General features: G+C 32.7%; 8 protein-coding genes and 1 pseudogene. 8 read left to right on the forward strand and 1 reads right to left on the reverse strand.

The genetic code is table 11. The annotated features are described in order from the left end of the window. Nucleotides 1–406 precede the first annotated feature (406 nt). The 6 genes and pseudogenes from KI369_RS08765 to KI369_RS08790 all read left to right on the forward strand — a co-directional run bounded on the left by KI369_RS08765 (nucleotide 407) and on the right by KI369_RS08790 (nucleotide 7,421). The gene (locus tag KI369_RS08765; protein ID WP_205171430.1) at nucleotides 407–2,284 is read left to right on the forward strand and encodes a DUF8426 domain-containing protein; all 1,878 of its coding nucleotides are present in this window, start codon (nucleotides 407–409) and stop codon (nucleotides 2,282–2,284) included. A gap of 3 nt (nucleotides 2,285–2,287) precedes the next feature. Then, nucleotides 2,288–3,598, forward strand: a complete 1,311-nt coding sequence (locus KI369_RS08770) for an McrC family protein (RefSeq protein WP_154981862.1) — start codon at nucleotides 2,288–2,290, stop codon at nucleotides 3,596–3,598. Continuing rightward, a complete protein-coding gene (locus tag KI369_RS08775; RefSeq protein WP_154981863.1) occupies nucleotides 3,595–4,584 on the forward strand; it encodes a hypothetical protein in 990 nt (329 codons plus the stop codon). The genes KI369_RS08770 and KI369_RS08775 overlap by 4 nt, the downstream gene beginning before the upstream one ends. 60 nt (nucleotides 4,585–4,644) lie before the next feature. Beyond that, nucleotides 4,645–5,346, forward strand: a complete 702-nt coding sequence (locus KI369_RS08780) for a hypothetical protein (protein WP_154981864.1) — start codon at nucleotides 4,645–4,647, stop codon at nucleotides 5,344–5,346. Between the two features lie 71 nt (nucleotides 5,347–5,417). Beyond that, nucleotides 5,418–6,050 (forward strand): annotated as a pseudogene (gene spoVR / locus KI369_RS08785) (stage V sporulation protein SpoVR); the annotation flags it as partial. A 108-nt stretch (nucleotides 6,051–6,158) separates the two neighbouring features. Beyond that, entirely contained in the window at nucleotides 6,159–7,421 is a 1,263-nt protein-coding gene (locus tag KI369_RS08790) for a neutral/alkaline non-lysosomal ceramidase N-terminal domain-containing protein (protein ID WP_212955692.1), read from the forward strand. Between the two features lie 107 nt (nucleotides 7,422–7,528). Here KI369_RS08790 and KI369_RS08795 read toward each other — a convergent pair whose 3' ends face one another. Continuing rightward, nucleotides 7,529–7,999 carry a MarR family winged helix-turn-helix transcriptional regulator gene (locus KI369_RS08795; protein WP_212955693.1) on the reverse strand — a complete coding sequence of 157 codons (471 nt, stop codon included), beginning with the start codon at nucleotides 7,997–7,999 and terminating at the stop codon, nucleotides 7,529–7,531. Between the two features lie 146 nt (nucleotides 8,000–8,145). Here KI369_RS08795 and KI369_RS08800 point away from each other — a divergent pair, with 146 nt between their 5' ends. Both KI369_RS08800 and KI369_RS08805 read left to right on the forward strand, forming a co-directional pair. Then, on the forward strand, nucleotides 8,146–8,730 hold the full coding sequence (locus KI369_RS08800; protein ID WP_212955694.1) for a DUF3238 domain-containing protein: 585 nt from the start codon (nucleotides 8,146–8,148) through the stop codon (nucleotides 8,728–8,730). Nucleotides 8,731–8,864: 134 nt separating this feature from the next. After that, the gene (locus KI369_RS08805; protein ID WP_212955695.1) at nucleotides 8,865–9,449 is read left to right on the forward strand and encodes a DUF3238 domain-containing protein; all 585 of its coding nucleotides are present in this window, start codon (nucleotides 8,865–8,867) and stop codon (nucleotides 9,447–9,449) included. The last annotated feature ends 266 nt before the right edge of the window (nucleotides 9,450–9,715 follow it).

Consider the following 9,715-nt stretch of genomic DNA (forward strand, 5'->3'; position numbering starts at 1 on the left):
AGCTCCTTTTGTTATACATGAAAAAATTATCAAAAAACTATATTTGGAGAGGAATGAAATTCGGAAAAGCCTTGAAAGGAAACTATAAAAATTGAAGAGGGTTTTAATGAGTGTTGTTATAAGTTAATTCGTTTTTTAGCTTCGTAATAGTTGAACGCAACTGCAGGGCATTAGGGACTGGTGTTGAGCGACGTGTTCAAGGAGAATATTTATAGGGGATTTAGGTTTGAATTGTAATGAGGATGCATTTTCTATTAGTACATTATAAAAATGGGTGCAGCTGCTGAGGATTTAGCAGCTTTTTTGTATTTATATTATTGGTAATTTAATGAATTAATTGAATGTATATGTAATAATATTTTTATCCATTTATATTTATTTTGGAGATAAAAGGGGAAATTAAAGCATGAGTGAATTTGAAATACAAATTAATCAGAAGAAATATGTTGTTGGAAAAGAAGTTCCATATTATATACTTACAGGAAAATTTAACAATACAGAATATGTAGTTAAGTTGTTAAAAGACCATAAAGAATTAGAGTCCGTGGTTGTGCATGATCGGTTAGAATTTGCTAAAAGGAAAGGAGTTGAATTATTACTTAAGTATAAACCAAATATTCGGCTTGCTGATGTGGCAATGATCCATTTTAAAGAAAATCGTCAAAGTGGAAAGCCGTGGATAAAAGATGTTGCTAAGTTAGTAGAGGAATTATTACAGCAAAATAAAAGGATTTCGAATGATGAAATTGATCTATATATAGAAGAACATCATATAGTAGAGAAGGAGAAGACAATGGATTTACATAAAAATATAATTTTATTTGGACCACCAGGAACAGGAAAGACATATACTGTTGCTGAAAGAGCGCTTGAAATCATTGTACCAGCACAGTATAAACAAATAAAAAAACGTACAGATGTAATAAACTTATATAAAAAGTTAAGTGAACAAAATCGTATTGCATTTTGTACATTTCATCAATCTTTCGCGTATGAAGACTTTGTGGAAGGTTTAAGAAGTGATGAGGAAGGAAATTTTATATTACAGGATGGTATTTTTAAAAGAATATGTGAAACAGCGACACTAAGAGAAACAAAGGCTGTTTCTGTATATGATTTTGATGAGAATGAGATTGAGTTTTATAAAATGTCTTTAGGTGGTATTCAAGAGGAAGACGGAGAAGATATCTACAATTATTGTATTGATAATAATTGTGTTGCATTAGGTTGGGGAGGCAACATTGATTATAAGGGATGTCTAGATCGTCAAGCTGTGTATGAGAAATTTTATTCATGTAATGCTGGGGATGATAGAGTATTTAATGTTGATGCAATTAATCGTTTTAAAAATTGGATGAAGAAGGACGATATTATTTTTATTTCTGAAGGTAACCATAAAATTAGAGCCATTGCTAAGGTAATTGGTGATTATAATTACGTTGAAGATTCAGAGATTAGATATAAACATTTTCGAGAAGTAGAGTGGTTATATTACGGTGAAACAATAGGTGTCGACCAAATTTTAAAAGAAAAAGTATTATCACAGCAGGCAATATATCAATTTGGGAAAATGGATTTAAATGGACCACAAATTAAACGCTTACTCACAAAACAAGTTAATGAAGAAACGGATAATTATGTTCTTATTATAGATGAAATTAATCGAGGAAATATCTCAAAAATATTTGGAGAGCTTATTACTTTAATTGAAGATGATAAAAGAATCGATTCTAAAAATGAAATAAGAGTAACTTTACCTTACTCAAAAAAGTCATTTGGTATGCCTAGTAATATTTATATTATAGGTACAATGAATACAGCTGATCGATCTATTTCAATGATGGATACTGCATTACGCCGAAGATTTCATTTTGAAGAATTAATGCCTCAGCCGAGTCTGCTACGAGAAAAAGTAGGAAATATAGAAGTGCAGAGAATGTTAAAAGTATTAAATGAACGCATTGAGTTTTTAATCGGTCGTAATCATACAATTGGACACGCTTATTTTATGAAAGAAAATTTAACATTTGAAGATTTAGTTGAGATTATGAAATTCAAAGTAATACCATTGTTACAAGAATACTTTTATGAAGACTGGGAGAAGATTGAACTTGTTTTGGGTGGAGCTGGAAAACTGGGAGATAATTCATATTTCTTAACAAAAGAAGAAAAAACTGCTCAAGCAATTTTTAAAACTGAATTAGATTACGATCAAACTATAAAGAAATATCAATTGGTGGAAAATCCGAATGAACAAGCTTTTTTAAATATATATGAGGGATAGGGTATGAAACATATCACAACATATGAAGTTGCAGGAAACGTTTTGATAAAGGAAAATGGTTCACAATGTTTGACTGAAAAAGAAGCTAAAGAGTTAGAACAGTATATTGGAAGTAGTAAGCTTGATAAGAAGTGTATTAAATGGGGAAGAAACAGTGTAACATTTATTAATTATGTTGGGTTTATTCAACTAAAAACGGTATCTATTGAAATCTTACCTAAAACGCAGATAAACGGATCTGATAAAGAAATTGAAGAATCGAGAAAAATGTTATTACAAATGTTGTATAGAACAGGACTCTTAAAGATTAACGTAAACAATATGAGTATGAACCAGATGTATAAGCATAATTTATTAGAGATGTTTGGAGCGCTTTTTGCATTAAAACTGGAACAAGAATTAATGAAGGGTCTTTATATGCAGTATGTTCAACTAGAGGAGAACTTGCCTGTAGTAAAGGGGAATATTCTTTTTCATAAACAAATACACAATCAAGCAACTCGTGTTAATCGTGTTTATTGTCAATACGAAGAATTTTCTGCTGAAAACCAATTAAATTATATTTTAAAATGTGCAATTGAAAGGTTAATGAACAATGTTACACAATTAGAAACCTTAAAGAAATTGAAAAGGTGCCTTGTTTATTTTGATGAGTTAGTATTTTCAACAATCACAAAAATGGATTTTAGTACAGTTCATTTCAATAGATTGAATAAAAGATTTGAACCAAGTTTTATTTTAGCGAAGATGATATTAGAAAATATGTTCTCATTATCACATTTCGGAAAAGAGAAAAGTTTTTCAATTTTATTTCGAATGGATGATTTGTTTGAGAAGTATATTGCTAAGTTGTTAGATACATGTATTGAACATAATGTGATGAGTCAGCATAATAAATATAAACTTATGATTAATGAGTTTAATGATAGAGAGGTTTATCCATTAAAACCTGATATTGTTGTTTTACAGGATGACAGTGAAAAGCTGATCATTGATACAAAATGGAAATTTATTAATAGTTCTAAAAACCGTCACGGAGTAAACAGAGAAGATTTATTTCAAATGTATGCGTATTTAACAAAGTATGAGAAGGTTTCTGCTGTAATATTGTTGTATCCACATCAACAAGCTATTATTAAGCCTTCAAGTGAACTTTTGGAATCGTGGTATTTAGAAGAACCTGTTGGGGATAAGCAAATAGAAAAAATAAGGGTATATTCAGTTGATTTATCCAGTGAACGTACAGCGATTCAGGATTTACAAAAGATAGTTCTATGTAACATAAATAATAAAAAGAAGGATAGGAACTTATGAAAATTACTTATAAAGAGAAAAAATTTAAAAATCGCTTTGGAAAAGAAGAATATTACTACATACTCAATAAAGAGGATAGACATAATACTGTGTATATTGCTAATTGCGCTGCATTGGCTTTTCATAAGTCTTTAGTTGGAATATCTGAGCTGAGAGCATTAGAAAGTGTTAAAGACCATCCAACAGCTGGTGGCTTAAGAATAAGTAGAGCACTAAACACTTATTATTCAATTTACCATCTATTTGTTGCAATGATGTTGTTGGATAAAGGGTTTAGTATAAAATTGAATCCTAGGAAATGTAAAGAGGGCATTATCGATTTTGGGGTTAATTTACAAGAACTTAATAATCCTGAAGAAACTCCAGACGCATGGAATGCTGCGGGTGAGTTAGAACAAGATTTGGCAACGAATATTACTCATGGTAGCGTAAAGCAGTATTGTCGCTACTTGAGAGGAAAAAAGGATAGATTATCTGCTTCATATAAACTGTTGTATGACAATTTTGTAAAGGTAGAAGATAATCAAAATAAGAGTGTTAAAGGCTTATTTGAAAAAATATGTTATATTCGAGATCGTGCAGTATATAGACCATCGATTGTATATTCAAAGGAAGGAGGAAAAATACATACATCTAAGGATATAAGAAAAGAAATTGAGGGATTACCATCTTCGGAAGAACTACTGCGAATTGTAAAAGAAATAATTTTGCTACTTCAAGTCAAATATAAAACACTTGAAGAGTATAAAGAAAAAAAAGCTGATCCATTACTAATCGCTTGTTTTGGGAGCTTTTCAAATTCGTATTTTCGAGAAGAAGAACAGCATGTTAGGAATTTAGGGTATGCAAATAGAGATATAGAAGAATTTAAGAATATAAATCAAGATTCTTTGGGTTTCCAATCCCATATAACTCATCTAATGGAATTGGTGAATAGAGAGCGATTACAAAAAGATCATGCTGATATATGGGCAGAATTATTATAATACTTTTTTGTTGGAGCAGGATTTTTTCATTAAATTCTATCATGAAAGGGTGAGATATAAGTGAGGTTTTCAAGGGGGAAATATCAAAATACAGTCGTTTCAAAGTTCACTTTAGATTCAGAGGAACAGTTGTCGTATCAAAAAGAGGAGTATCTACTTAAAACTATTGATCAGGTTATAAAAGAATTAGGATTGAAGTGGAATTATCAAATTAAACTTGTAAAAGAAATTGTATCTTCTGATTCTAAAGTTATTCAGGGTAGGTTTTATAAACAAGATAGATTAATTCAAATTAATCTATGGGCACATCCTAATATCCGTGATAATTCTTTTTTAATTACTCTAGTTCATGAGTTAAGACATGCTTGGCAATATGAAAACGAGTGTTTGGAACCTTCGGAAGAGACTGATATATATAATGAGGATGAAGATATTAAATATATTTTTGCATGGCAAGAAATTGATGCTCGCAAATATAGTTACTGGTATGTTTACGACAGGAATACTAAATATAGAGAGCCTATAAAAATCACTTCAAAAGATGTCATATGGCAAGTAAATCATAAAGGTAATCGTATATCTGATGATTATTTGTTTTATAAATTATTAACGTATAACGAGATACAATCTGTTATAGAATATATTAGGAATTTTAATGAATCAGATGATTATTTAGAAAACTGTTTGCAGAAATATGTCAATTTAAATGATGAAGAAATTGAATTGTGTAGACAACAGGCACCTATTTTAGAAGTGTGGTAAAGAATGATTTGTTGAAGAACTTGCTTTATTTAAATCAAAAGACCTTTACTTTTAAAGCACCTTAGCAATACGAAGGCTGGGCATCATACTGGCATCAACGCATACTTCGTGAAATGGACTTAACATCTGATGAAGCAATCGAATTTGCAAAATTAAATGCAGGTGTCGTTCAGCCATCAAAAACGAGTATTAACCCATACTACCTAGGTATTAAAATGTTTGAAGATATAGAGGAGCGCTACAATAACCCTACAGAAGAAATGAAGCGACGCGGTGTAAAACCAGGATCTGGTCGCGACAAAATCTTTGAAGTACGCGAAATCGAATGGGATGTATCATTCTTAAGAAACTACTTAAACAAAGATCTCGTAATGAGAGAAGATATGTACTTATTCCAGCGCCAAGGAAAAGAATATAAAGTAATAGATAAAGAGTGGGAACATGTACGTGATCAGCTTGTAAATATGCGTACAAATGGCGGATTCCCGTACTTAGTAGTAGAAGACGGAGATTACTTAAAGAACGGAGAATTATACATTAAACATAGTTACGAAGGAATCGAGCTCGATTTAAAATACTTAGAAAAGGTATTACCATATCTTCATCAGCTTTGGGGAAGAACGGTGCATATGGAGTCGATTGTGGAGAGTAAGGGTGTTGTGTTTTCTTATGATGGGAAGATGGTGCATCGGAAGTATGTGTGACGGAAAGAACGGACATAGAATGCTATGTTCGTTCTTTTTTATTTGGAACAAAGTCAAATATGCTATTCTTGAAAAAAGGGAGTTACATAGAGAAATGGAGCGATTCAAATGAGCAAAATAGGGGTATGCAAGGTGGATATTACGCCGCCTGTTGGCATTGATTTTGTTGGATATTATAGAGAGACAGGAATAAATAATATTGAAGAACGTATTTATGGGACGGTTTTTATATTTGAAAAAGATGAAATGAAAACTGTGTTTATAAGTATTGATAATATTGGAATGTTAGTAGAAGATACGAATATAATTCGTGAGCGAGTAGCTAGCAGGCTTCATGTGCCATTTGAGCGAATAACAGTTGTTTATACACATACACACTCTGGTCCGGAAACGGTTGGTAAGCAACCTTTAGTAAAGTCGTATAAAACGATTTTAGTAAATAATGTGGTGCAAGGTGCTGTTACTGCAAATAATAACTTGGAGCTATGTGAAATTGGCTGGGGAGTTACGACAGGTGATATTGGGGTAAACAGAAGAGAGAGAACATCTGATGGAAGAGCAAAGATGGGAACAAATATAGAGGGCGTTGTAGATAAACGAATTGGCTTGTTGGCAATAAGAAATGCTGAAACGAAGGAGCTATCTGGTATTGTAGTATTTTGTACTGCGCATCCGAATGTTTTAAAAGGTGATAGCGATGTATTATCAGCGGATTATCCTGGAATGACGAGGGAGGTTCTTGAGAGGATCGTAAACTGTCCGGTTATTATTGTGCAAGGAGCTGCTGGTAATGTAAATGCGAAGTATCGCGGTTCAAGGGAAGCATTAAAGAAAATGGCTTATACACTTAGTGGACATGTATTAACGATGTTACCAACAGTTACATACAGCCCAATTGTAAATTTAAGAACAGTTTCGAGTACGATGCAAATGAAGTTGAAAGATATTCCTGAAATGAATGAGATACGAAGCATGGCTCAATTGGCGGAGAAGCAGTGGGGTGTGAACACGGATGAATGGCTTACTATCGTTTTAGAGAAATATAAGCAAGGTATTCGGAAGTTACGTATTGATTTAGAAGTTCAACTGTTTCAAGTTAATGATGGTATGTTCTCTGGTATACCGATGGAACCTTTTTCAGAGACTGCGTTAGAAATGAAAGAGAGTCTTCAAACTGACCTAGCTTTTTTGTGTGGATATACGAATGGATATATTGGCTATTTACCGACAAAGGAAGAGTATGCATATGGTGGATATGAAGTGGAATTAAGTCCTATTGTGTATGGAATGGTTACAAATTTGTTGATGCCACCGGAGGAGAATACAGCGGAGTTGATTGTGAAGAGAGTTATGGAATTATATAACGCGTAAAAAATATATTCAGTAGAATAAAATGTAAAGAAATTAATGATTTTTAATATATCTGTAGAAAACGAATCCATTTTGAAAAAGATGAATCAAAGTGGATTCGTTTTTGTTTACCAGACAGGTCGTATATTTGATGATAACTTCTCTGTATTTTCTTTAGTAACGAATGTTGTTAAATCTTCTTTTAGCATTTGCATTCGTTCTGTACCTATATTTTCAATCCATCGCTGCTCTATTTCAGCTACTATTTCTTCTTTTGCTTTCATTACTGCTAAACCACGTGCGGTTAAAATAATGATTTTACCCCTTTTATCAGTAGGGTGTATTTTACGTGTAACGTAGCCACTATTCTCAAGAGAATCGACCATTTTACTTACAGCTTGCTTAGAAACCCCTAAATACTCAGCTAGTTCTATACCAGTCGCTCCATTAGGAAGAATGCGTTTAAACATAAATCCATGTGCTGGTCTAATATCCTCAAATCCCAATTCACTTAATCTGTCATGTAGCTCAGTAATTAATGTACTAAAGGATAATGATAAAAGTGAAGTAAGATCTAACTTGTTAAATGTTTGATCCATGTATATAACCTCCGCGCTTGTAGTCAATTAAGTTGACTATATGTAATGTCTATTGTACTATACATAATATAGTCAATCAAATTGACTATATTATGTTGGTAGAACAAATAATGATTTATATAATATAGAATCAATGGAGGTTTCATATGGTCAATATCGTAAAAGTTAGAGGGAGTGTCTTTGCACCATATGCATCACTGGAACCTATTAAGGATCCTGCAACAGGAAGATTGTTTGAATATACTGGAGATGCACGTGAGTTTACACCATACGCGGCGAACGCAAAGCGTTCAAGATTAGAACAAGAAGTGAATATTGATTTTTATAAAAGAGAAATTTTCACATATGCAAATGCTTGTATCGTCACAGTGAAGATTACAAATCCAGATGACTCAATTGAGTATCAAAAAGGAGAAACAAGTACAGAAAATATTGTATGTACGAATATCGTATGGGGCGAGGATGAAGTTTCATTTGAAATGAGAGCAAGTGCCAGTAATCCGTTAAATGCGGCAGCACCTGCAGCTGATTATTTGTTGGCTATACGAGCTAATAAAAGTGGTACTGTGCATGTTGAAGGTGTACATGATGGTTTTCCTTGCTATGAATTTTATAAACAAGTAGATTTTGGTTCGTTTGAATTAATATATACACATGATTTTAGAGAAACAAATGATACTCCAGCAGCACTAGCTGGAGAGATGGAATATAGCTTTAAAATGACAGTCTAAACGTAAATATAGCACTATTTTTTAGAAGGAAGTAGAAAAGTAAAAGAGAAATCTATTGGTTTTAGGATTGAAATTATGGCTTGTTTTATTCATTAGTATTCAGTATCTAAAATAAAATTATAGAGGTGTTTCTTATGACTAATATCGTAAAAATTAGAGCCAGTGTCTTTATTCCAATGTCTTGGACAGAACCGAAGAAGGATATGGAAACAGGTAAAGTAATTCAATTCGAGGGTGACTCACGTGAATTTACACCACATGCGGTAAATACGATGCGCTCTAGAGTTGAGCAAGAGGTAGTAGTTGATTTTTATAAAAAAGAAGTGTTTTCATATGCGAACACGGGTATTACGACAGAGAAGATTACAAGTCCAGATGGTGCTGTGAGCAAAAGAACAGGGAAAGCAAGTACAGAAAATATTGTGTGTACTGATATTGTATGGAATGCTGACGGTGTACAATTCAAAATGAGTGCGAGTGCAAGTAATCCATTAAATGTCTATGCACCTCCTGTGGATTATGTATTACATGTATGTGTGAAAGAGGATGGTAGTATGGATATTCACGGCGAGCATGATGGGTTCCCTTGTTTTGAATTTTATAAGCAAGTAGATTTCGGTTCATTTGAAAAAATATATACACATGATTTTAGAGAAACTGGTGATACAGCTATAGCATTAGGTGGAGACATGGATTATAGTTTTACAAAGAAATTATAGGAAGTATGACAATGGAACGATGGATTGATTCATTCGTAAAGAACTTGGAGATGTCTAAGTTCTTTTTTATCCCGCTTTAACGGGCAGTAAGACCCCCACCTCAAAATTCAGCGGAAGCAAAGAAGTTAGGTGGGGGATCAACTGTCCGTAAAAGTCCGATTGGTTCAACTAATAATCAGTGGGAGATGAACAAAACCCCCACTGATTAAAGTTTCACTTTATTTGTTTCAAATTTGTGAAAGAAAGACATATTGATTGAAATTAAC

It is taken from the genome of Bacillus sanguinis (assembly GCF_018332475.1).
Lineage (GTDB): Bacteria > Bacillota > Bacilli > Bacillales > Bacillaceae_G > Bacillus_A > Bacillus_A sanguinis.